Raw genomic sequence first — 22,432 nt, forward strand, 5'->3', positions numbered from 1 at the left:
AACTTTCAGGAAATTTAACGCTCTGCATGAAAAAACTGCTCCTTCTGCTCGCACTGGTCATGATCGCAGCGGCATCACGACCGCGAAAAATTACCTGGGTAGCCATCGGCGATTCGATTACTTACCTGAATGATCACCGGAACGAAACAGGCAACCGCATTCAAAAGGGGTACCTGACGCTGATAGCGGAAAAATTTCCGCAGGTTACGTATGTCAATCAGGGACATAACGGGTGGACGTCCATCAATATCGCTGACAAAATCGAGTCGCTAGGGCTGGTGGAAGCGGACGTGTACACGGTGTTTTTGGGCACCAACGACTGGTGGCAGGGAAAACCGCTCGGTACCATCGCGGATTACGAGCAGGCGAATGGCACCAGTACCGTTTATGGCGCTTTTCGCGTCATTACCGACAAGCTGAAACAGCTTAACCGGAAGGCCAGGATCATCCTCATCACGCCGATGCAGCGCGGGGATTTTGTTTATATTAATAGTTACAAAAACAATGCATTCGGCTCCTACAAGCCTAAAAACGGGCAAACACTGGAACAGTTTGCCAATGCAGTGGACGAGATAGGGAAGAAGGAGCGGATTGCCGTGGTCGACTTGTATCACGACAGTGGGATTAGCCAGGAAAATATGGTGCATTTCAAACGCCTGAAAGATCCGCAATCAGGCGCTTACCGGGAGTATAAATATCCCGATTTTGTGGACGTGCCTTTCAACCCCGAAACCGACGAATATCCCTATCCCGAAGCCTCCATTGACATGACTTACGACGGCCTGCACCCTTCCGACAAAGGCTACGAAGTGATCGCCGAAATGCTGATCAGCAAGTGGAAAGGGCTGAAATAGCCCGGCCTATTCGGCCATGACATAGTTTTTCAAATCACCCAGCAGGTTGTAAAGCGATGTGTTGATACCGTCGTTATCCGCCTTTGCTGCCTGCAAATTGAGCTCGGCTTCTTTGCGTTTTTTGCGGTTGCTCTCCGTTTTAACGATCTGTTCCTTAGCGGTAATGTCGTCGTTTTCCTTTGCATTCAGGCGGACGGGGCTGTGCTCGGCCGAAACGCCGTCGAGCGTGGTGATGCGGGCGTCGTATTGATTGTCCTTGTACTGAACGCCAAGGTCGAAGCGAACGTACTGGTAGCTTGAATGAATGACGGGTATGTAGCTGGTAATGAGTATAATGCCTGCCTGTGTGTCGTCGCTGGTAATCGCATTTTCCGCATTCCCGAATTTCTTATCGACCCACGCTCTTACTTTTTGATGAAGTTCTGTTTTGCTGAGTTTGGGTTGCCCGGAGTCGGTGTAGCTGATATTGTTTTTGGAATCGAGCGGCAGTCGGCCGTCCTGTGCGAATGTGTGGGTAGCGGCTGTGAGCAGCGCAAAAAGGATCAGATGTTTCAAAACAAGAAGCTGAATTGGTGAACGGGCAAATATAGCGGAAAACATTTTCGCCGGGCAGGCATCGAGTTTCTAATTGGTTTGGTTTTTTAAGCAAAATGAATTGGTTACATTTAATTGTACTAAACTCAACAGGTTATGATTAAGCTCAAACACATTTTGCCTGTAATCGCGCTGCTTCTTTGCGCTTCATTCACGATCCTGCACCACGGCTGGGCCGACTACGACCAGACCAAACCGACCGATTTTACGGCCAAGATTGAAGAACTTACTTACGAAAATCCGCATGTGCTCGCCAAAGTGAAGCGGAACAAAGAGCTCACCACCGTGTACCTCGCGCCCGTGACGCGCATGGAATCCCGCGGGCTGAATGCGGATATGGTCAAAAAGGGCAGCTCGATCCGTTTCGTCGCCTATCCGCATAAAACCGAAAAAAATGAAATGCGTGCCGAGCGCATTTTTGTGGGTAACGATAAATACGAACTGCGATAAGGCGTGCAATCCTACCACGAATGGCTTGAATGGCTGGAAAAATCGACCTGGGCGGTTGCGATCAGGCAGTCGCTCTGGCTGTATCCGGCGCTTGAAATCGTACATATATTAGGCATTGTCCTGCTGGTAGGCGCAGCGTTTCTTTTCGACCTGCGCCTGCTGGGTTTTTCACACCATTTGCCCGTTACGGGCCTTTCCCGGCATTTGTTGCCCTGGTCGCAGCGCGGCCTTGTGCTCATCATTCCCTCGGGCATTCTCCTATTCATCACCAACGCCCAGGCGCTCGGCACCGATCCGGTATTCTGGCTCAAAATCGGGCTCATCGTGCTTGCGGCGCTGAATGTCTTTGTCTTTCACCGGGTGATTTACGCGCCATTCAAGCGCGGTGGCGCGTCAGGTGAACTGCCTGCGGCCGCGCGGGTATGCGGGGTGGTTTCGATTGTGGTGTGGATAGCGGTAGTTGCGTGCGGGCGGTTGCTGGCTTATTGACGAAGCGGCGCTGTTTCATTATATTTGATAAAGCCAAGATATGCGAATATGCAAATGGTAATTGAGGGTATTTACGAGGACGGGAAGATTACATTGGACCATAAACCTGACGTGGCAGTTAAGACCAAGGTGAAAGTGATCTTCGAGGAGGTTGAAGCCACGATGAATCCTCCGGCAAGGCGTCCGTTCGGCATAGGAAAAGGTACGATCGAACTTGCGCCCGATTTTGATGAACCGCTGGATGATTTGAAAGACTATATGTAAATGAAATTTCTGCTAGATACACACACTTTACTCTGGTTCATAGAAGGCGACATTCAAATGTCCGCCAAGGCCAGGCAAATCATTGAGGACGCCGGCAACGAAGTTGTTGTGAGTGCGGCAAGCCTGATCGAGATTTGTATCAAATTGAAAATAGGCAATTATGTCGGCCAGGTGAGCGTCGTCTGGTAGTCGAAAAAAGTCCACTAGCGGGAACGACGTGTATTGCTTGGGCTGTTATCATGGTACAACAGCAATTTTCACTCTTCCTATGGCCTTCGGTGATTTTTATCGTACCTTTGCGCCTTAATTGGACATCATGATTTACTTCTTCACAGGCGGGGACGCAACCGTCTTTGCACTACAAACCGAGCGAACGCTCGATGCCTCCGATTCCTCCAAATTAAGCTGGCTTTTCGGCGGCGCAGAACTCCGCAAGGAGACCGTTCTCACAGATTATTTCGTAGGCCCACGTGCAGCGATGATCACGCCGTGGAGCACCAATGCCGTCGAAATTACCCAGAATATGGGTCTGGAAGGCATTGTGCGCATCGAGGAGTTTAAGAAGGTAGACGCTGATTTTACGGACTTCGATCCGATGCTTTCGCAGAAATACAGCGAACTGAACCAGGACATTTACACCATCAATATCAAACCCGAACCCGTTCAGGAAATCGACGATATTGCTGCTTATAACAAACAGGAAGGACTCGCGCTGAGCGATGAAGAGGTGGATTACCTCAACGGCCTCGCCGAAAAGCTGGGCCGCAAGCTTACCGACTCGGAGGTATTCGGTTTCTCACAAGTCAACTCCGAGCACTGCCGCCACAAGATCTTCAATGGCATTTTCGTGATCGACGGTCAGGAGCAGCCGGTTTCCTTATTTAAATTAATCCGGAAAACCTCCGAAACGAACCCTAATACGATCGTTTCGGCTTATAAAGACAACGTCGCATTTGTGAAAGGCCCGGTGGTGCAACAATTTGCGCCGAAGCGCCCGGATGTGCCGGAATACTACGAAATCAAGGATTTTGAATCCGTACTCTCGCTGAAAGCGGAAACCCACAACTTCCCGACTACCGTAGAGCCGTTCAACGGCGCTGCTACCGGTTCGGGCGGTGAAATCCGCGACCGCCTCGCAGGCGGACAAGGCGCCATCCCGCTCGCGGGCACGGCCGTATACATGACCGCGCTCTCGCGTTTGGAAGAAAACCGTCCATGGGAAAAAGGTGTGGAAGAACGTCAATGGCTGTATCAAACGCCGATGGATATCCTCATCAAGGCTTCCAATGGCGCCACCGATTTCGGTAACAAATTCGGTCAGCCGCTGATCGTGGGCTCGGTACTGACATTCGAGCACGAAGAGGGCGGCCGCACGCTGGGTTACGACAAAGTGATTATGCAGGCCGGCGGTATCGGTTACGGAAAGGCCGATCAGGCTAAAAAACATACGCCTGTCACCGGCGACAAAGTGGTGGTCATGGGCGGTGAAAACTACCGGATCGGGATGGGCGGCGCGGCCGTTTCGTCTGCGGATACGGGCGCATTCGGCTCGGGTATCGAATTGAATGCGATCCAGCGCTCCAACCCTGAAATGCAGAAGCGCGTCGCCAACGCGGTGCGCGGGATGGTGGAAAGCGGTAATAACACGATCGTTTCCATTCACGACCATGGCGCGGGCGGGCATTTGAACTGCTTGTCGGAACTCGTGGAAGAAACCGGCGGCAAGATCGACCTTGATAAACTCCCCGTAGGCGACCCGACGCTTTCTGCCAAAGAAATCATCGGCAACGAATCCCAGGAAAGAATGGGCCTCGTGATCAGCCAGAACGATATCGACTTCCTGCAACGCATCGCCGACCGCGAACGCGCGCCGATGTACACGGTAGGGGAGGTAACCGGCGACCATCGCTTCACATTCGAATCGTCAACCACCGGTGCCAAGCCGATGGATCTCGCGATGGAGGAAATGTTCGGCAGCTCGCCAAAAACTTACATGCGCGATAAAACCATAGAGCGCAGTTACGAGGCTGTTCAGTACGAAACAGGGAAACTGCATGAGTATTTGGAGCAAATGCTTCAACTCGAAGCGGTTGCGTCCAAAGATTGGCTCACGAATAAGGTCGACCGCTGCGTGGGTGGCCACGTGGCAAAGCAGCAGACAGCAGGTCCGTTGCAACTACCATTGAACAACGTAGGCGTAATGGCCCTCGACTTCCAGGGCAAAGACGGGATCGCAACTTCCATCGGTCACGCACCACTTTCGGCGTTGATCGACCCCGCCGCAGGTAGCCGCAACGCCGTAGCCGAGGCGCTTTCCAACATCGTTTGGGCACCATTGAAAGATGGTCTGGCGACGGTATCGCTTTCGGCCAACTGGATGTGGGCTTGTAAAAACGAGGGTGAGGACGCCCGTTTGTACAAAGCCGTACAAGCCTGCTCCGACTTTGCTATCAGCCTGGGAATCAATATCCCGACAGGAAAAGACTCCCTGTCGATGAAGCAGAAATACAAAGACGGCGACGTCATCGCTCCCGGTACCGTTATCATTTCCGCGGGCGCGCATTGCGACGACATTACAGCCGTGGTGGAACCAGTACTGCGCAAATCGGGCGGTTCTATTTATTATATTAATCTCTCTGGCGATCGTTTCAAACTCGGCGGTTCGTCATTTGCCCAAATCCTGAACAAAATTGGCTCTGAAACGCCGGATATTCAGGATGCGGCGCAGTTCAAAACTACATTCAACACGATCCAGCAACTGATCAAAACCGGTAAAATCCAGGCGGGCCACGACATCGGCAGCGGCGGGTTGATCACGACATTGCTCGAAATGTGCTTTGCAGACCGCGATCTGGGCGCTTCCATTGATCTATCGGGCCTTGGCGAGCAGGACATTATCGAAAAACTATTCTCCGAAAACATCGGAATCGTATTCCAGGCCGACGAATCTGCCGAAGCTATTTTGGCGGAAAATGGCGTAACGTTCCATAAAATCGGAACCGTAAACCTCGCTTCGACGCTCACAGTGAAAGATGCAGCAGGTAAATGGGATTTCGATATTGACCATTTGCGGGATGTTTGGTTCAGAACTTCTTATTTGCTTGACCAAAAACAAACAGGCAACGGCCTCGCCAAAGAGCGTTTCGACAACTACAAGCACCACGTGCTGCGTTATAAATTCCCGGTGCAGTTCGACGGCAAAAAGCCGGTCATCGACGCTTCGAAACCACGCCCGAAAGCAGCAGTACTTCGCGAGAAAGGCAGCAATTCGGAACGTGAACTGGCAAATGCCATGTACTTGGCCGGCTTCGATGTAAAGGACGTTCACATGACCGACCTCATTTCCGGCCGCGAGACATTGGAAGATATCCAGTTCATCGGTGCCGTAGGCGGATTCTCGAATTCGGACGTTCTCGGTTCTGCGAAAGGCTGGGCAGGCGCATTCCTTTATAATGAAAAGGCGAAAATCGCGCTCGAAAACTTCTTCAAACGCGAGGATACGCTCTCTGTCGGCATTTGCAACGGCTGCCAGCTCTTCGTCGAACTCGGTCTAATCAACCCGGATCATGAAGAGAAGCCAAAAATGCTGCATAACGCGAGCGGCAAACATGAAAGCATCTTCACATCGATGACCGTGCAGCCCAACAGCTCGGTAATGCTATCGTCCCTCGCCGGTGCTACGCTGGGCGTGTGGGTATCGCACGGTGAAGGCCGCTTCCAGTTGCCACTGGCTGAGAATCAATATAATGTCGTTTCCAAATATGGCTATGAAACATACCCCGCCAATCCGAACGGCTCGGACTACAACACGGCCATTCTCTGCGATAACACGGGCCGCCACCTGGTAACGATGCCGCACATCGAACGATCACTTTTCCAATGGCATTGGGCAAATTATCCAGAGGGCCGCAAAGACGAAGTTTCGCCATGGATGGAAGCATTCGTGAACGCCCGGAAATGGATTGAAGAGCGGAATAAGTAATTTTTAGGGAGGGAAGGAAGAAGGCAGGATAGACGAGGTTTCTTCCAAAAGCTGGGCCCGTCGCGATGTGAGTCGTGACGGGCTTTTTATTTGTATATGAATAGATTGTCTCGTTCGAGTCAAGCCGTCAACTCTACGACAAACCTATTAATATCTTCAATCCCCTTTTTACTTGCATACGGCCGGAACAAATGCGCCTTCATTCTCAGATAATGGGTTAGCTGCCGTGCCAAATTTGACCGAGACTCGGTTAATACCGCTTCCGAAAGCCAGAAGCGACTTTGCAGGCTGTTGCTGGAAATAATCAAAAGCTTATCGTCTTCGCAGCTGAATTTCAGGTATTTGTTTTCTTCCAGGAGCTCGATGTCGCGAACTAGGCCCGACATCCGGTTTTGCATCACATTGCCCTGGTAGTTCGCAGCGATGAGCGAATTTTGCTCCATTAAATGTACCATGCTCAGCAGCAGGCATTGGTATTTTAGGCCGTTCTCGAAAAGCAGTTTGTTTTTGTACAGAAAGTCGTACAAGCTTTTTACAGGTGAATCGCTGTGAATCTTTGAATTGGATTCCGTGTAAGCCTTGCTGATGCTGAAAACGAGGTCGTCTTTGGTTGGGAAGTAGTAGGTAAGGTTGCCAATGCGCATGCCCAGGTCTGCGGCGAGCTCGCGCATGCCTACGTACTCGATCCCTTTGAGATTGAAGAGCTCCAATGCCCGTTTACTAATTTTCTCTTGTGTTGCGTTCACGGTGATTTGGTCAATGTCCTAAACTAATGTAATTTTAGGTCGTTGTCCAAAAATATAACTTTTCGATCTCATGACGAAAACATTCCCGAATTTCATTCACATGCTGGCGTCCATTGCCTTTATCACCATCATCGGTGCCGCCATTTATGAACATGCGGCCGTCGTGCCGGTTTGGAGCGCTGCGCCGCCGCGTTCGCTATCGATGTTTCAAGGCGAGTATGGTTTGCAAGCCGTTAACTTTTGGAAGCCGGTACACCCTGTGGCCGTGCTGCTGCTTGTTATTACACTGATTATCAACTGGCGGCGACCGAATCGCAAGCCATTGCTGATCGTGGTCGGCGGCTATTTGCTGATACTCGCAATAACCGCAGTCTATTTTGTTCCGGAGCTGATCTCGATCACAACGTCGGCCTATTCGCCGGCGGTGAACGACGACCTTGCCAGCCGAGCGCAGGTCTGGGAGCGGCTGAGTCTTTTTCGTTTGGGCGTGCTGCTCGTGCTCGCACTGGTATTGTTAGATGGTTTAAGCGCAAAACAGTCAGAAAACCGATGAAAACCCTCACAATGGAAAAAGTATATCCCGTTACGATCGACAATGGCCACGGTGAACGACTTACCTTCCTGGGACGCGAAATACGCGACGGTGTCGAGTATATTCAGGTCGAAAACCAGGTAAGTCCCGGTGCGGGCCCGCCTATGCATGTGCACCATCAGCAACATGAAAGCCTGCATGTGGTCGAAGGTAAAATGGGTATTGAAATACTCGGCGAGCAACCTTACTTCCTTCACAAAGGCGAGTCCGCGACCTTCGAAGCCGGCAGCGCGCACCGTTTCTGGAACGCCGGCGATTCGGTGCTGCATTGCAAAGGGGAGATCTGGCCGCCGCATAACATTGAGTATTTCCTGGGCGAAATTTACCGTTCGTCGCGGGAGCACGGCAATGGACGTCCGGAAGCGTTTGATGCGGCGTTTTTGCTAAGTAAATACCGCACGGAGTTTGATATGCTAGGCATTCCGGTGTTCGTAAAGCGCCTCATTTTTCCGGTCATAGTGTGGCTCGGGAAAATGCAAGGAAAAGAAAAACGCTTTCAAAACGCGCCGGAAGCTCAACCGGCACGTTCGGTGGGCATCATTTAGCCGCATGCCACAGCTTTTTAACCGTGTAACTTTCATTGACCTTTAACCGGCAAAACAAAATCTCATCGTCAGGCAGCGTTTTGACTTCGTATTGCCATTTACCCTTCGCATGAGGGTTGTTTACGATAGTTCTGACAATGTTTCCATGTATGTCAATAATATCCAGTTTCACGTCGCTGTTTTCTTCCGGCACTTCGAAGCTTAGTGTAAAGTTCGTGGTGTAGGGGTTTGGGTACGCATTCAGCTCAAAGCCGGGATGTTCGGCGGGTGTTCCGGCTTCGAAATCAAATCCCTCTCGCTGGTTATCATATTTCCCAACGTTAAGTGATTGCGTAATGTGCCAGTTCCCCGTAGCGTCTTTCAGGTAGCAGCGGATGCCGAGGTACTTGTCTTGTGTAGTGAAGGTGTTTCCATTACCGCCTGGCACGGGAGGATTATTGATCCCGATATTACTCCATGCGTGTTGGACCGCGACGCCAAAAACGGTCAGTGTCCGCCAACCGGCGTTCATAGAGTAGGTTAGTTGCGGCACCCAGCTCGCTTCGACCGGATTAGTCAGGTTACCAATCGTTGAAAACCACTTGTTGGCAAGCCATGTGAGCCCTTTGATTTGTCCGGGGCCTTCATAAAAGTGCGTAGTGTCGCCTCTATATCGGTCGGCGCCGGTAATGCCCGTCGTAGCGCCCGAGCTTCCGACGACATAGTCCGTATCAGGGCCGCTTAGGTTAGGCGACCCGGTCGCAACATTCCCCTGCCCGGTCCTGACCGTCGCATTAATAGGCCCGAACTTACTGAAAGACGCTTTGGAAACATACCAAACAAGGTTGGGCTTCCCGAAATCAGCACGGGATTTAGCGATGACGGCCTGCAATTTGGCCTGATAATCTGCCGCACTGCTGGCTTTGTAAACCGGATCGACATTCACATCAGCATCGGCTTCGCCCTGATGCCACAGAACGGCCCGAACGCCGAACAGCGAGCCGTAGTAATTCAGCGCGTTTTTTAGAGTGGTGTAAGGGAGGCCATAGTAATTTGCTGGATTTGCAGAACCTCCCATGTATCCTAAACACACCTGCGCCCCCGTGTAAGGGTGTTTGGCTTCCACTCCATCAGCGCCCTGTTTCCATTCGGTAATGCTCGACCCTGCCGTGGCGGCATTGAAAAAAGCGACAGGCATTCCACCATTAGCGTCAGAAATCAACTTGCCCAAGGTAGCGTAAGCCCAAATGCCATTACCGGAGGGGCCTAGTCTGCCGTGCCGTTTCGCTTCGTCGGGTGTATTTAGCGAAAACATTTTTGTGAAGGACGCAGGAAATGTTTTCGTACAGGTTCCGTCTTCTGAAGTCCCAACAATCCACTCGGGTACACCAGAGCCACTGGGCAACAGGTAACCGAGCTCATTGACGCCCTGCGCGTTGGACTGACCAGCAATGATAAACACGTCGCCGATCCCAAATTTTGCAGATGCGTAAACAACACCATTCAAAAGAATTTCACACAGATACCAGCCTTTGTTAATCACCTGAGTAACGTAGAACATTCCATTAGCAGCCATACTGAGGTTGATAGCGGGACCGGGCGCACTTACAACCCCGGTAGCACTTACCGACCTGACCCGATAACTTAAAGTAACCGCAAGCGTATTGTGAACAAGCTGACCTGCAAAAGTCACTACCGCATTGTTGGCCGGGCCGCGTTGGAGCACCGAATTGTTAATTGGATAAGAGAGCGATACAGTTTGTGCGCCGCAAATATGTACTTGGAAAAAGGCGCAACCGAATATGCATGCGGTAAGAAATTTCATAGTGTTGAAATGCATGTGTGTTGATGTTTTTAGATAGCTACTTTTTAGTGTTCAATTGGCCTTGACGAATCCGGCTAGATCGATCAGAGGGATTTTTGCGTCGTAGTGTTTATTAACTGCCTTAATCACCTCGTTGGCAATTACGGCGTGTCCAAATGGAGTGGGGTAAATCCCATCCGATGAAAAGAAATTGCCGTGTGCAGTTCCATCAATCAAAATACCGTCATCAGTTTTATATCCTCCCTTGTGAATGCGTTGATACAAATCGAAAAGATCTACTACTGCAAGGTCTCTTTTCTCCGCATATTCCCTAATCTTTTTGTTATAGAAGAGCTCAGGGTCGCTTTCGTATGTTTCGCCGTAGTCAAGCACTTCAATATCATCGAAATTTGCCGAAAAGGCACCACCCTTAAATCTTTCGCAAAGGGTATGCAATTTCGCGGTCGGGATTAGAGAGAATGGTTTTAGGAAGTCTATCACGCCATCCGCGACCCCATTTCGATCGAAAGTTATATAGGCATTTTGAAACTCTTTCATCGAGTACCAGTTCATGTAAGGCAGGTCCTGATAACGCGGGATGGTAAAAATCACTCCTTTTTTGCCTCTTAAATGGTAATTGATGGAGTAGTCAGTAATTGCGCCTGAATCCATGATCGAGCCGTTAAAGGAATAGTCGAAACCTCCGATTTGCCGAGTCCGTTGGATTCCCATCATCCAACGATCGAAGAATTCCTCGACGATGATAAAATTATAAGGCAGTTCAGCCGGCGAATGCCCCTTAAACCTGGATGCGAGTAAAGTAGGCAGGTCACAGTATTCACAGCCCCAGCCTGGTACATACCACTCTGTGCTTCCCTCGAACAGTCCAAAATTGGATATCTTTCCTTCGTATCGGGGCATCGTCGGTGTGCTGCCGGGAACCAGCGAGATCGTATTATTCGTAACCCGGTCCCAGTTCGGATAGCCGCTTTCCGTATCACGGTATACGTAATACCCGGTTCCGTTGAAATGCTCTTTGTCGAAAAGCGGCATCGCGAAATTTTTGATTCCCATTTGATGCGCCACCAGGTTGGTGTAGTTCGACTGCTGGCTTTCCCTGGTAATGCCGCCATTCATCACCCCGGCCGTAAGCCCGCCGCCAAATGCCACCATTTCCATTTCCTGGCCCGGTTTGAGGGCGCGTCCAAAATCGGCCAATGGAACTGGTGCTGATAGCCATTCTTCGATTTTGAACTGTGGTTGCCGAGCGAGATTGTCATGGATCAGCTCCGGATATTTTCCCATCGGGTGAATCCGCATAAAAGGCCCGTTCGTCCGGGCCGAATCTTCGGCTGTTGGGATGTAAACGGGTTTTACAGGCTTGGGGTCAGGCCAGCCCGTGGTCGGCTGGTTGCATGCGGCCAGGGCAAACAGGAATAACATTTTCTTCATAGCTATTTTGTTTAAAGTAAAATATTGGGTTAAATGGCTTGTGGCGCTCGATAGGCGTTATCGGTGATTAAACCGCACCAGCTTCCTCACTGTGTGACTGTCGTTGATTTTCAATCTGCAAAACAGGATGCCGTGCGGATTGTCAGGCAATTCTTTTACTTCGTATTGCCACTTTCCCTTCGCATGCGGATTGTTCACAACGGTTTTCAGAACCATCCCCTGGATATCGATGACATCTAATTTGACCTGGCAATTTTCCTCCGGCACCTCAAATGCGACGGTAAAACTGTTGGTGAATGGATTGGGATAGGTATTTAGTTCAAAACCGGGCTCTTCGTGCTGTTGTTCGCCGGGGAATTCCACTCCTTGGCGCTGGTTGATATAATGACCAATATTGATCGCTGCTGAAACATGCCAATTCCCGATCGCATCTTTCATATAGCATTTCATGCCGAACCAACTCTGATCTGTTGTGTACACGCTGGACGTCCCTCCCGCAACGCCCTGGTTATTGATATGGGTTGAATTCCAATGGTACTGAACACCGCCCGAAGGAGCAGTGAGCGTCCGCCAGTCGCTATTTTTACTATATAAGAGCAGTGGAACATAACTGGCGGCTACCGGGTTCGTAAGCGCTCCAATGGTCGCGGCCCATTTATTGGCTAGCCAGGTGAGGCCCTTTATCGCTCCGAGCCCCTCGAAAAAATGAGTATCGTCGTCGGCTCGGTAATCGTCACCCCCGTCGTTAGCGGTTGTCGTTCCGGCACTACCATTTACGTAGTCGGTATCAGCACCGCTGAGAATCGTTGAACCCGACGGCGTATTGCCTTGCCCAGTCCTGATCGTCGCATTGACTGGACCGAACTTGCTGATTGTTGCTTTGCAAATGTACCAGGTAAGGTTTGGTGCCGCAAAATCAGACCGGGACTTTGCAATAACCGCTTGCAGTTTTGATTGATAGTCCGCAGCGCTGCTTGCTTTGTAAATCGCATTAACATTGGGATCGGCGTCGGCCTCTCCCTGATGCCAAAGGACAGCGCGAACGCCGTACAGCGATCCGTAGTAATTTAATGCGGTTTTCAGCGCGGTGTAGGGTTGTCCATAATAGTCTTTCGGAATCACGGAACCTCCCATATAGCCCAAGCAAACTTGTGCTCCCGTGTAGGGATGTTTGGCTTCAACACCATCGGCTCCCTGTTTCCATTCCGTGACGCTCGATCCTGCGGTAGCCGCATTGAAAAATGCCACCGGCATTCCGCCATTCGCATCTGAGATCAGCTTGCCGAGAACACCGTAGGCCCATACACTGTTTCCCGTCGGCCCCAATGGACCATGCTTTTTCATATCGTCAGCTGTGTTCAAAGGGAACAGATTGGTGAACGATTCAGGTAGTTTTCGTGTACAGGTTTTATCTTCCGACGCCCCTACAACCCACTCCGGTATACCTGCACCGGAAGGTAACTTATAGCTTTGGTCTTTAATACCTTGGGCGTTCGATTGGCCGGCAATAATAAATACGTCACCTACCCCAAATTTATTGGCGGTGTAAACGATACCGTTCACCAGGATTTCACACAAGTACCAGCCTTTGTTCACCACGGGTAGCGCATAAAACATGCCATTAGGTGCCAGGGTCAGGTTCGTCGCGGGCCCGGGCGCTCCCATTATGCCAGTCGGGCCCACCGGGCGAAACCTGTAACTGACCACAACAGTTAAATCGCCATAATTAAGCTGGCCTGCGACGGTGACAGTGGCTGTGTTGAGCGTATTGCGCTGAATTACACTGTTATTAACCGGATAAGACAACGACACCGTTTGTGCAAAGCAGACATGGGCGATGAAGCAGGTGAATACGCATATCCACACGAAAAATATTTTCATTTCAAAAAATCGATATTTGTTGATGAATGTCATTTTTCAAATCCTGTCGTCCTTACGAAGGCAGCTATGTCGATCAAGGGAATCTTAGCGCCATAATGCTTATTAATTGCCTTGATCACTTCGTTTGTAATAATAGCCTGTCCGAGCGGCGTGGGGTATATACCGTCGGACGAAAAGAAATTGCCATACGGGGTTCCATCCACTTCAATGCCGTCATCCGTTTTGTACCCTCCCTGATGAATGCGTTGATAGAGGTCGAAGAGATCCACCACGGCAAGGTCCTTTTCCGCAGCGTATTCCCTGATCTTTCCGTTGTAATGCTGCTGCGGGTCGGACATGAAGGTCTCAGCTTCGTCTATCACTTCAAAATCTTTGAAATTGACCCGAAACTCCCCGCCATGGCTGAAATTTTCAAAAAGGTGATGCAATTTGGCTGAGGGAATCATCGAAAAGGGCCTTGAAGCGTCTATCAACTGATCCGCCACACCATTACGATCGAAACTGATGTAGAGGCCCGATCCTCTTTCTGTCAGTTCTTGACGGGAATACCAGTTCATATAGGGCAGGTCCTGGTAGCGTGGGATTGTAAAAATTACACCTTTTTGACCATCCTGTAGAACTTTGTTAATAGCGTGGTCTGTGATCCTGCCTGTGAGTTGAATTGAGCCATTAAAGGCAATATCGTAAATTCCAATTTGGCTTGTCATTCGAATTCCACGAAGCCAGCGGTCAAAAAATTCATCGATAATTGCGAAATTATACGGTACATCTGCTTTGATCTTAAGGAATGCCTCGGATGGATATGGCGGTACGTATCGTTTGAAACGCGAAAGGCCAAGTTGAATTAATGCGCAGTTTTCGCAAGCATATCCCCGATTAAACCATTCTGATCCGCCCTCAGGCAATGCATAATTAGAAACCTTCCCCAGATACTCCGGCATAGTCGGTGGATCGCCCGGCAGGGCTGAAATGGTATTGTTCACAACCCTGTCCCATTGCGGATGACCGCTTTCCGTATTACGATATACGTAATAGCCGGTGCCATTGAAACGCTCCTTGTCAAATAGCGGCATTTCGAAATTTTTGATACCCATTTGATGCGCCAGCAGGTTGGTGTAGTTGGTCTGTTGGCTTTCGCGGGTAATGCCGCCATTCATCACGCCCGCCGTCATGCCTCCGCCGAATGCGACCATCTCCATCGCTTCCCCCGGTTTCAGGATGCGTCCGAAATCGGCCAGGGCGGTTGGTGCCGACAGCCATTCTGCTATTTTAAGCGTCGGCAGGCGGTCGATATTGTCGTGGATCATCTCCGGATGTTGCCCCATCGGGTGGATGCGCATAAAAGGCCCGTTCGTCCGTGCAGAGTCCTCGGCGGTGGCAACGACAAAAGGCTCGCCGGGAACAGGATCGGGCCAGCCGGTTGTGGGCTGGTTGCAGGCGGTCAGCACGAGAAGTAGCAACATGTTTTTCATAGCTCGCTTATTTAGATGAAACATCGGAATACGAAACTGAATGGCGATTGCCGAAATGCGCACGGCAATGCCTATCCGCGGACGGCATAGGCCAGCGCGTCCGCAGTTGAATGGTTCAGGTCCTGAAAGAAGTAGTTGAGTGCTGACCGGTAGAATTATTGCCCGTCAAGTAGGATGCAATAAAAGCGGATTGGATATTTAAAAGCAAGAAAATTGCCCACGGATGAATAAGCGGTCAGGCAGTTACCAAACGGTGGAAAAAGGCCTTAGCAGTCGAAATTCCACACTTCCGCAAGGGTTTCCCGGAAGAGGGAGTTCAATGAAGCCGTGTCAGGTAATGTCGGTGACGGGAGGTCTTTGACATACTCTTTGAAGAAGGCGATCCGCCCTGTCAGAAAATCGTGCAACAAGGGAATGCGTGGCTCCTCACTGAGTTCTTCGCCGGATGATTTTCTGATTAGCAAACTGTCGATTTCGCTTCGCAAACGGTCATCATGTACCTGGCTGTCGAGGAGTTTTATAAACTCGGTTGGCGCCATGGTGTCCGTTTCGCGTATCCAGTCGCACGCGAGGATCGGGCGCAATACGTAGAAATATTTTTTCACCCGCACCATGTCTTTGAGCAGGTAATCCTTGTAATTCTCCTCCGCCATGCTGAGGTAATGGTGTAGGCAGGAACGCGGACTGAAATACTGCTGCTTCAACGCCCTCAGCTTCGCGGCCGTAGAAAACTGCTCGCGGTAAACGATCGGACTATCGAGCCATTCGAGCATGGGCGGGTTCGATTTCCTGAAAAGCCGCAATGCCTTCCGCAACTCCCAGCCGGCCAAGTCGATGTCGTTCGGCAAAATCTCCTCCTGATTATCCTTTTTGTCGTCGATCTGCAAATACCACTCCGGTCGGTGCACATAAATGTACCGCACATCCCAATCGCTATTCACCGAAGCGAACCTCCAAGCCCGGCTCCCGCTCTCAACGGCATAGAGGATTTTGATGTCGTGCTGGGATTCGAGGCGGGACAGTTCTTGCTGGATTTCGGTGGTCATGGTTTGAATGCAATGGGGTTATTGTTTGGCAATATAGCAGGTTTGAAAGTTTGCACCTTCATTTACGCCCTCATTTACACCGTCACTTACACCATCTATACACCATCACTTGGTCCGCCCGGATGTTGCGTGGGTTCATTGACGGAGCAAAGAATCTTATTAAACGGTTTTCAGATCAACCTGAATTATTTCTAATTGAGGCTTTAACCACCTTTATTCATGACAGCAGAAACCCTCAATGCGCAGCTTGCATCGATCTATAAAACCTACACGGAATCCATTTATGCAAAGGAATGGGAAGACAATGTATCCGCGCCCTTGCTCATGCACGTGTACGACGAGTATGCGACGATGAGCCGGAAAATCCTTTTCGTCGGCCAGGAAACGCATAGCTGGGGACAGATGAACTTGAAGCCGACAGTCTCCGAACTGTTGACCAACTATCAGAATTTCAACCTCGGCAAATCGGCCGACTACCGTGATGGCAAGCCGCTGAGATATTTGCGCAGCCCATTCTGGAATTTCAACCGCTCCGTATTTCATAGCTGCAATAGTGATAACCCTTCGGTGACGCGGAACACGAACGGTTTTCTATGGACTAACATTTCCAAATTTGATTGCAACAGCACTACGCCATCACCCGACTTGCAAGAAAGGAACGCGGAAGGCTTCGCATTGCTGAAAGCTGAAATTGCCATTTTGAAGCCGGATATCGTCGTATTCCTGACCGGTTCCAAGTACGATGGGCGGATTAATGCAGTATTCAATCCGGAACGAGAAGCGATTTTATCAGATGGCTATTTGTACCGTCTGTCAACAATCGATGGTTCGCTACCGATTCACACTTTTCAGACAAAGCATCCGAGGACGTTGCTGGGTTCAAGCAGGAACAAGTTGCCTAATCGGTATCGGGAGGTATTGAAGAAGGTTGTTGAATGCATTTAAATGTCAAACTTGCGTCCATTTTGCTCGGCTTCTTCTAACAGCGAAGTAACGATGGCCTTTACTTGCCATTCTGGCACATGTTGGTTTTCCAGCGCCATGCTACCGTGTACTGACTTAGTGACTATCGAGATGACGAAGGATTTTCGACGTAATTTATGGTACTTTTCGTAAAGTTTCATGCTTGAAAGTGATATGATTTCTCGAAATGAATCTTACTAATTCAATGATTTGGCAAATGTTGCTGCGTATCTCGACTGATCTTGACAGTCATAAATCCAATTTCTTGAATGAGTTAATCAAATTCAAATAAGCCAATTCATGTATATTCGACACAACGATTTAGTGATACCGGAGGAAAACCCATTCTCTGTTTGCAAGCTAGACAGAAAGAAGTACGCGGATGTTTTGACAGAATTAGTCGGGGGATTTGGTACCGGATTTGTTTTGGCATTAAACAGCGAATGGGGAACAGGTAAGACTACGTTCGTGAAAATGTGGCGTCAGGATCTTCAAAACGCAGGCTTCGATACGCTGTACTTCAATGCTTGGGAAAATGATTTTGAAAGCAACCCACTTGTTGCGATCATGTCTGAGCTTAAATCCTTATCTAAGGATAAAACAGTTAAATTTAAATCTCTGATAAAAAAGGGCGCAGTGCTCACAAAAAATCTAGCGCCGGCAGTAATTAAAGCACTAGCTAGTAGGTATATCGATCAACAAACGCTCGTAGACGGTTTAGAGAATGCGTCAAAAGCTGCGGCAGAGATTCTTGAAAAGGAAATCGAAGCTTATGCAAATCGTAAGAAACAGTTAAACGATTTTCGGAAGGATTTGGAAAGTTTTGTGAACAAAGGAATTGGCGATAAGCCAGTTGTGTTTTTTATCGATGAACTTGACCGTTGCCGGCCCAGCTATGCAGTGGAGGTTTTAGAACACATAAAACATTTCTTTGCCGTGAGTGGGATTGTGTTCGTCCTCGCCATTGACAAGGAACAGCTTGGTCACGCGGTACGAGGTGTGTATGGGAGTGAACAGATTGATGCTAGCGAGTATCTGCGGCGATTTATTGATCTGGAATATTCTATTCCTTTGCCTAATACCAAACATTTTGTTGATCACTTGTACGATTTTTTTGCATTTGACCAGTTCTTTAAGGCGAATGAAAGATTGCAATACAATAGAAGAGGAGAAGAGCAAGAGCTTTTTTTGTCTCTTGCAGAGGTTCTTTTTGATAAAGGCAAATTGACTCTTAGACAACAGGAAAAGGTTTTTGCACACGCCAGAATGTCCCTCAAAAGCTTTTCATACAGAAATTACGTACTTCCAAGTGTTTTTTTGCTCCTAGTATACTTGAAGTCTCTTAAAGGGGACTTGTACAAATCAATTCAAGGAAGGGAAATATCGTTGCAAGACCTATCGGACAAATACTCCCAGATTTTTCAGAGCCTCGCAGCTGATGAATACAAAATTAATAGTCTTTTGCACTTGCAAGCTCAGCTGCTAAATCTATATAACAATTACATTCATAAACCTTACGGGAAACAACTTGTAAAACGCAGTTCCAATCACGAGATAGAATCTATGGAAGTCACATCAGCATTGGATCATTCAGAGGGAAACCATCTATTTGCGGAGATGATTGTTAGGCTCAATAGAGATCCGGATGAACAAAGTATTTCAATCGAACATCTTCTCAATAAGATAAATTTGACTAGTCCACTTGTTACCAAATAGTCACCGCATACGCCGTTAAAAAAATAGCGTTTTTTCAACTTGCATCTCCCAATTTTTCTCCCGAATATTCGCCTTCCCAAAAAATGCGCGTAAAATGAAAAATCTCAGAAGCATTGCCCTGTTATGGTGTGGATCAGGTGAAAGCCCCAAGGCGCTTACGCGAGCGCGGGACACCTAAGACAGGGCATTTTTACTTTTTATTCATCCCAAAAAATGCGTTTTATGTACAACAAACTAACTGAAGTCGAATCCCAGGATTCGGCCGCAATCGCCTACGGCGAACACGTCAAAAACCTTTTAACCATGAACGACCCAAAAGAATGGGTCGAAGACCTTTGGACGATTTACACCGGCTTCATGGTCGCGCAAAAGGAGCTCGGGCACAACCCCCACGCAAGTGACCTCTTCTGCACATTCCGTGAATTGGTCTTTTTCTTCCAAAAGCTCGAAGAGCGAAAAGCAGCAGCGTAGAACCAAAGGATAACCAATAGCGTCCCAAGGCACATCCGAACAACTCACGTTCCTCTATTTATTTAAACACAAAAAAATGGAGACCACCGAGGCAGCCTCCATTCCGATGTATTAAGAACACAACGCATTACTGCGCCCCGTCAATCCCCGATTTCGAAGTCTTCTTTTCCTCAGGCGCCTTGAACTTCGCACCTGAAATCTTCAATACCACAGCATTAGGCCAGGTCCGGTTCGTGTAGAATCGCTGACCATTCACCGCGCTTACAGCGAGGCCGAGCGGGGTAGGAGCGGAGCGGATCGACGCGTCGAAATTGTTGATGTATTCAACCAGCTCGCTGCCGTAGCCGAGTACCTCGACTTTGGTAGAAGCATTGCCCTCGATCATAGGGAAAAGGAACTCGCGGCGCTGGCCGTATTTCCATTCGTCGTCGCGCTTCTTGGTGACGAATGCGTAAATGGCCTTGCCGTCGTTGGATTGCGTGAACCAGATGTCCTTGTCGTGGATAATGGGCAGTGGTTTGACGGCGTATATGGATTCTCCGTTCGCGAAGTTCCAGAGGGCGATTTCGCGGAGGAGGGCTTCCTGTTCAATCTGGATCTCGCCGTTCGGTTTCGGACCGACGTTCAAAAGGAAGTTGCCGCCCTTGGCGCGGATTTCGATGAGCATATTGATGATCTCAGTGCCCGATTTGTGCGGGTCGTTGGTCGGTTTGTATTGCCAGTCGGTGCCCATCGTGTAGCAGGCTTCCCACGGGCGCGGCGACGCTTTGTCGGGGATATTTTGTTCGGGCGTGTTCATGGCGTCGCGCGTGATCACGAGCTCGGGTTGCAGGCTCCACGCGTACTCGCGCAGGCCGTCGCCGGGGCCATCGAAAAACATAATGTCGATTTTGCCGTAGTTCGTGAGCAGTTCTTTGATCTGCGCCTTGTCGTATTCCATCAGTTTTGGATTATTCACCGGGAACTGTCGCTTATCCTGCAACCGTCCGAGCGGGATATTGTTCTGGTGGAAAAACAGGAAATCTTCCGGCGAGAAATACAACCCGATGGCAATGCCCTGCTTGCGGAATGCGGTGATGATCTCCTTCGTCACGTCCCGTTTGAAAGGCGTGTTCATTACATTGAAAGTCGTCGTTTTGGTATCGAACATGCAGAAGCCGGCGTGGTGCTTGGTCGTGAAGACGACATATTTCATCCCTGCCAGCCGCGCCATCGTTGCCCATTCGTCGGGATCGAACTTTTTAGGGTTAAAAAAAGTCGGCAACTCCTTCATGTACCGATTGATATAATCCTCCGAAGCCCCCGCCAGCGAATGGCTGATCACCGTCCCAAGTGACACATCCACATTCCAATGAATGAACATCCCGAAACCGAGGTCCTCAAACCATTTGACACGTTCGGGTTTGTTGGTGGTTTGCTGGGCTTGCGTCGCTGCCGCTAGCGAACATAGAAGGAGAAGCGTAAGAAGTTTTGATCGCATTGTTTTGAAAAGGTCTTTTTAGAAAGACTGTCTTTGGTTGGCTGCGATACTCTGTTTTGGTGATACTTTTTGAAAATAGTTAGAAGATCAGTGGTTATATTGTGGTTTTATAGAATTTTGTCGTGAAAGCAGCTGGCTAATCGGATTTCCCGGTCGCATTTAAAACACTTCATCCTTTATGACAACTGTTAAACTGATCTTATTGCTTTCGCTAACAACGTTTGCCACCGCATTCGGACAGGCTGCCGAAATTTACCGGCTAACTTTCAGCGACCCGACGAATTTTAGTATCATGAACAGTTTATCTTACAAGAAGCCGAAAACCATTCTGATCTCGAACACCACAAGGGGCTGGGACTACACCGTATTTTGGAATGGATTTGTAGGAGGTGAAACGCAGGACCAGATCGACGTTGAAACGAAAACGGAACGTCATGAATCCTACGATCCCGGTTACCTCTTTCGCGACCAGCAAATGTTGAAAGCGATCAGCACGGCAGAGCGAAAATCACTTCGGAAACGCACATTGAAGCCCATGACAGCCAAACGAATTTCATTGAAGGGTGTGAATTACCGAACGGTTTCGACAACCAGTAATATAAAGGGCTTTTATGTTTCTACGACGGAGCCCATTTTCACGTCGGACGGTCGATATGCATTCATCAATTTGACCATTTTTCTAACGGGCTACATAGAGATCGGTGGGCGGACATTTGACGATTTTGGCTCAGTGACGATTGTTTACCAAAAGCAGTCGAACGGTAAATGGAAGAAGTTTAAGAAGTATGATCATTTAATTTTGTAACGCTGTTAACACTTGTATAATCGTTGAAACCCAAAGGGCTATGAGCAGGGAGATCGCAATGGTAAAAGCGCAGTTCGATATCAAAACATATGACCAGGCTGGCGAAGATTTGAAATACTGGCTTAGCAAAACACCACAGGAAAGAATTGCGGCGGTCACTTTTTTGGTTCACCAACAATTGGAACCAGGCGAAAGAATGGATAAAACGGTGTTTATTCGCAGAAAATTAAAATAGCCACAATGTCAAACCTCTGCGCCTATTCCCTAGCCATAATGCCGCCATCTACCATAGCCGAGGAGGTTCGCGGTTTCAAACAAAACCTTCGTGACGCCATCGGCAAAAGCTACGGCAGCGCCAATGCCGACGGCCACATTTCCCTCGACGGTTTCGACGCCGCCGAAGTTGATTATCCATTGATCCTGGCTGAATACACAAAGCTAGTCAGTCCATTAACCCCTTTCGAACTAACTTTCTCAGGCTTCGCCGATTTCGACCGCGCCAACTTCTCCGCGTTCTACATCAAACCAACCGACGATTCCAGCAACGCCATCCGCGAGCGCACGCAGGCGATTATGAAAGGCTTCGATAAGAAATTCAAAAAGCAATACATGCAGAAATGGGCCGACGAGTCCAAAAATCCGCATATGACCATCGGCCGAAGGCTTACGCGCGAGTGGGTTGCATTGGCCCATTCGCTTTTTACAGAATATGAAGCAGGGTTCCTGTGCGAATCGTTCGCGATCCGGAAGTATAATGAGAAGCGTCGGCAGTATGAAGTGATCGATACCATTCTGCTGTCGGGGCAGAAGATTGCTGGCGAGCAGATTAGTTTGTTTTAGTTCCGCC

Annotated in this window: 23 protein-coding genes; 14 read left to right on the plus strand and 9 right to left on the minus strand. The window is 49.3% G+C overall.

The genetic code is table 11. From position 1 onward, the window contains the following. The first annotated feature begins 26 nt into the window (after window positions 1-26). Window positions 27-854 (plus strand): SGNH/GDSL hydrolase family protein, encoded by an 828-nt coding sequence (locus tag DFER_RS00535; RefSeq protein ID WP_012779729.1) that lies wholly within the window; start codon window positions 27-29, stop codon window positions 852-854. 6 nt (window positions 855-860) lie between these two features. On the opposite strand, the gene DFER_RS00540 is transcribed toward DFER_RS00535, so the two are convergent. After that, complete coding sequence (locus DFER_RS00540; RefSeq protein WP_143828617.1) at window positions 861-1,409, minus strand: DUF4468 domain-containing protein; 549 nt, start codon at window positions 1,407-1,409, stop codon at window positions 861-863. Window positions 1,410-1,544: 135 nt separating this feature from the next. On the opposite strand from DFER_RS00540, the gene DFER_RS00545 reads away from it, so the two are divergent. The 5 genes from DFER_RS00545 (at window position 1,545) to purL (ending at window position 6,633) form a co-directional block, all read left to right on the plus strand. Continuing rightward, a complete protein-coding gene (locus DFER_RS00545; protein WP_012779731.1) occupies window positions 1,545-1,898 on the plus strand; it encodes a DUF6152 family protein in 354 nt (117 codons plus the stop codon). 3 nt (window positions 1,899-1,901) lie between these two features. Beyond that, window positions 1,902-2,387 carry a DUF6644 family protein gene (locus DFER_RS00550; protein WP_012779732.1) on the plus strand — a complete coding sequence of 162 codons (486 nt, stop codon included), beginning with the start codon at window positions 1,902-1,904 and terminating at the stop codon, window positions 2,385-2,387. A 48-nt stretch (window positions 2,388-2,435) separates the two neighbouring features. Next, window positions 2,436-2,651: a DUF2281 domain-containing protein gene (locus DFER_RS30410; protein ID WP_012779733.1), complete on the plus strand. Its 216-nt coding sequence runs from the start codon at window positions 2,436-2,438 to the stop codon at window positions 2,649-2,651. Continuing rightward, on the plus strand, window positions 2,652-2,840 hold the full coding sequence (locus DFER_RS00560) for a type II toxin-antitoxin system VapC family toxin (protein WP_012779734.1): 189 nt from the start codon (window positions 2,652-2,654) through the stop codon (window positions 2,838-2,840). A 127-nt stretch (window positions 2,841-2,967) separates the two neighbouring features. Next, window positions 2,968-6,633, plus strand: coding sequence for a phosphoribosylformylglycinamidine synthase (gene purL, locus DFER_RS00565; RefSeq protein ID WP_012779735.1), 3,666 nt, complete (start codon window positions 2,968-2,970; stop codon window positions 6,631-6,633). Window positions 6,634-6,752: 119 nt separating this feature from the next. On the opposite strand, the gene DFER_RS00570 is transcribed toward purL, so the two are convergent. Further along, window positions 6,753-7,379 (minus strand): TetR/AcrR family transcriptional regulator, encoded by a 627-nt coding sequence (locus tag DFER_RS00570; RefSeq protein WP_012779736.1) that lies wholly within the window; start codon window positions 7,377-7,379, stop codon window positions 6,753-6,755. Between the two features lie 70 nt (window positions 7,380-7,449). On the opposite strand from DFER_RS00570, the gene DFER_RS00575 reads away from it, so the two are divergent. Both DFER_RS00575 and DFER_RS00580 read left to right on the plus strand, forming a co-directional pair. Continuing rightward, window positions 7,450-7,932 carry a hypothetical protein gene (locus DFER_RS00575; RefSeq protein WP_012779737.1) on the plus strand — a complete coding sequence of 161 codons (483 nt, stop codon included), beginning with the start codon at window positions 7,450-7,452 and terminating at the stop codon, window positions 7,930-7,932. After that, window positions 7,929-8,516 (plus strand): cupin domain-containing protein, encoded by a 588-nt coding sequence (locus DFER_RS00580; RefSeq protein WP_012779738.1) that lies wholly within the window; start codon window positions 7,929-7,931, stop codon window positions 8,514-8,516. Before DFER_RS00575 ends, DFER_RS00580 begins: the two co-directional genes overlap by 4 nt. On the opposite strand, the gene DFER_RS00585 is transcribed toward DFER_RS00580, so the two are convergent. The 5 genes from DFER_RS00585 to DFER_RS00605 form a co-directional block, all read right to left on the minus strand. After that, window positions 8,509-10,335, minus strand: a complete 1,827-nt coding sequence (locus DFER_RS00585; RefSeq protein ID WP_012779739.1) for a sialate O-acetylesterase — start codon at window positions 10,333-10,335, stop codon at window positions 8,509-8,511. The two genes, DFER_RS00580 and DFER_RS00585, sit on opposite strands and share 8 nt — an antisense overlap. Window positions 10,336-10,371: 36 nt before the next feature. Further along, window positions 10,372-11,751, minus strand: coding sequence for an SGNH/GDSL hydrolase family protein (locus DFER_RS00590; RefSeq protein WP_012779740.1), 1,380 nt, complete (start codon window positions 11,749-11,751; stop codon window positions 10,372-10,374). Window positions 11,752-11,808: 57 nt separating this feature from the next. Further along, window positions 11,809-13,665, minus strand: a complete 1,857-nt coding sequence (locus DFER_RS00595) for a sialate O-acetylesterase (RefSeq protein WP_012779741.1) — start codon at window positions 13,663-13,665, stop codon at window positions 11,809-11,811. Then, complete coding sequence (locus tag DFER_RS00600; protein ID WP_012779742.1) at window positions 13,662-15,104, minus strand: SGNH/GDSL hydrolase family protein; 1,443 nt, start codon at window positions 15,102-15,104, stop codon at window positions 13,662-13,664. Before DFER_RS00600 ends, DFER_RS00595 begins: the two co-directional genes overlap by 4 nt. A gap of 266 nt (window positions 15,105-15,370) precedes the next feature. Next, complete coding sequence (locus DFER_RS00605; protein WP_012779743.1) at window positions 15,371-16,150, minus strand: nucleotidyltransferase domain-containing protein; 780 nt, start codon at window positions 16,148-16,150, stop codon at window positions 15,371-15,373. A gap of 219 nt (window positions 16,151-16,369) precedes the next feature. Between DFER_RS00605 and DFER_RS00610 the strand changes: the two genes are divergently transcribed. Next, window positions 16,370-17,095 carry a hypothetical protein gene (locus tag DFER_RS00610; RefSeq protein ID WP_012779745.1) on the plus strand — a complete coding sequence of 242 codons (726 nt, stop codon included), beginning with the start codon at window positions 16,370-16,372 and terminating at the stop codon, window positions 17,093-17,095. On the opposite strand, the gene DFER_RS00615 is transcribed toward DFER_RS00610, so the two are convergent. Continuing rightward, on the minus strand, window positions 17,092-17,274 hold the full coding sequence (locus tag DFER_RS00615; RefSeq protein WP_041734610.1) for a hypothetical protein: 183 nt from the start codon (window positions 17,272-17,274) through the stop codon (window positions 17,092-17,094). The two genes, DFER_RS00610 and DFER_RS00615, sit on opposite strands and share 4 nt — an antisense overlap. A gap of 139 nt (window positions 17,275-17,413) precedes the next feature. Between DFER_RS00615 and DFER_RS00620 the strand changes: the two genes are divergently transcribed. Continuing rightward, on the plus strand, window positions 17,414-18,829 hold the full coding sequence (locus tag DFER_RS00620) for a KAP family P-loop NTPase fold protein (protein WP_012779747.1): 1,416 nt from the start codon (window positions 17,414-17,416) through the stop codon (window positions 18,827-18,829). Between the two features lie 222 nt (window positions 18,830-19,051). Beyond that, window positions 19,052-19,300: a hypothetical protein gene (locus tag DFER_RS00625; RefSeq protein ID WP_143828618.1), complete on the plus strand. Its 249-nt coding sequence runs from the start codon at window positions 19,052-19,054 to the stop codon at window positions 19,298-19,300. A gap of 127 nt (window positions 19,301-19,427) precedes the next feature. Here DFER_RS00625 and DFER_RS00630 read toward each other — a convergent pair whose 3' ends face one another. Continuing rightward, window positions 19,428-20,780 carry an alpha-L-fucosidase gene (locus tag DFER_RS00630; protein WP_012779749.1) on the minus strand — a complete coding sequence of 451 codons (1,353 nt, stop codon included), beginning with the start codon at window positions 20,778-20,780 and terminating at the stop codon, window positions 19,428-19,430. A 178-nt stretch (window positions 20,781-20,958) separates the two neighbouring features. Here DFER_RS00630 and DFER_RS00635 point away from each other — a divergent pair, with 178 nt between their 5' ends. From DFER_RS00635 to DFER_RS00645, 3 genes are read left to right on the plus strand one after another with little or no spacing between them, the layout of a single operon-like run. Further along, complete coding sequence (locus tag DFER_RS00635; protein WP_012779750.1) at window positions 20,959-21,585, plus strand: hypothetical protein; 627 nt, start codon at window positions 20,959-20,961, stop codon at window positions 21,583-21,585. A gap of 40 nt (window positions 21,586-21,625) precedes the next feature. Next, window positions 21,626-21,820: a hypothetical protein gene (locus tag DFER_RS00640; RefSeq protein WP_012779751.1), complete on the plus strand. Its 195-nt coding sequence runs from the start codon at window positions 21,626-21,628 to the stop codon at window positions 21,818-21,820. A gap of 5 nt (window positions 21,821-21,825) precedes the next feature. Further along, window positions 21,826-22,425, plus strand: coding sequence for a 2'-5' RNA ligase family protein (locus DFER_RS00645; protein ID WP_012779752.1), 600 nt, complete (start codon window positions 21,826-21,828; stop codon window positions 22,423-22,425). The last annotated feature ends 7 nt before the right edge of the window (window positions 22,426-22,432 follow it).

The sequence above is a fragment of the Dyadobacter fermentans DSM 18053 genome, from assembly GCF_000023125.1.
Lineage (GTDB): Bacteria > Bacteroidota > Bacteroidia > Cytophagales > Spirosomataceae > Dyadobacter > Dyadobacter fermentans.